This window comes from Kitasatospora arboriphila (genome assembly GCF_039528095.1).
Taxonomy (GTDB): Bacteria; Actinomycetota; Actinomycetes; order Streptomycetales; family Streptomycetaceae; genus Kitasatospora; species Kitasatospora arboriphila.
This window is the reverse complement of sequence record NZ_BAAALD010000250.1, coordinates 1-765: the sequence shown is the minus strand read 5'-3', so window position 1 is coordinate 765 and position 765 is coordinate 1. Positions and strand designations below refer to the sequence as shown.

Annotated in this window: 1 protein-coding gene; it reads left to right on the top strand. The window is 62.6% G+C overall.

What is annotated here, in order from left to right; genetic code table 11:
• Positions 1 to 584, top strand: a 584-nt coding sequence (locus ABD353_RS39770; RefSeq protein WP_344628586.1) for a fimbrial biogenesis chaperone, incomplete at its 5' end; no start/stop codon positions are given.
• Between the last annotated feature and the right edge of the window lie 181 nt (positions 585 to 765).

Genomic DNA, 765 nt, shown 5'->3' with positions numbered 1-765 from the left:
TCGCCAGCAAACGGGTGGTCAACAACAATAAAAGCGCGCGGCTGTACCGCATCGCCGTCAGCGCCATCGATCGCCCGGGCGGCAGGGAAGTCCGCTCCCGGCCGGTGGATGGCGAACTGCTGTTCGCCCCCCGCCAGCTGGTGCTGCAGGCAGGTGAGAGCGAGTATTTTAAATTTTACTATCATGGGCCGCGGGATAACCGCGAGCGCTACTATCGGGTCTCGTTTCGCGAAATCCCCACCCGCAACCTGACGAGGCGCAGCCCGACCGGCGGCGAGGTCAGCATGGAGCCGGTGGTGGTGATGGATACCATTCTGGTGGTGCGCCCGCGCGAGGTACAGTTTAAATGGTCTTTCGATAAGGTGGCCGGGACGGTGAGCAACACCGGCAATACCTGGTTTAAGCTGCTGATTAAGCCCGGATGCGATTCGACCGAAGAGGAGGGGGACGCGTGGTATCTGCGCCCCGGGGACGTGGTTCGCCAGCCGGCGCTGCCCCAGCCGGGGAACCACTATCTGGTCTATAACGACAAATTTATTAAGATCAGCGATACCTGTCCGCTGAAGCCCCGTCCCGCGGAGTGAGCCTTATCTGGTGGCCGCGCGGCGGGTAAAGCGCCGGCTGGCCAGCAGGCTCAGACCGCAGCACAGCAGGTAGTACACCGCGCCGGTGAAGACGAAGATCGCCAGGGGATAGATCTGCACCCGGTTGTTGACCTGGCCGGCCACGGTGGTCAGCTCCGGGACGTTGACGGTAAACGCCAGC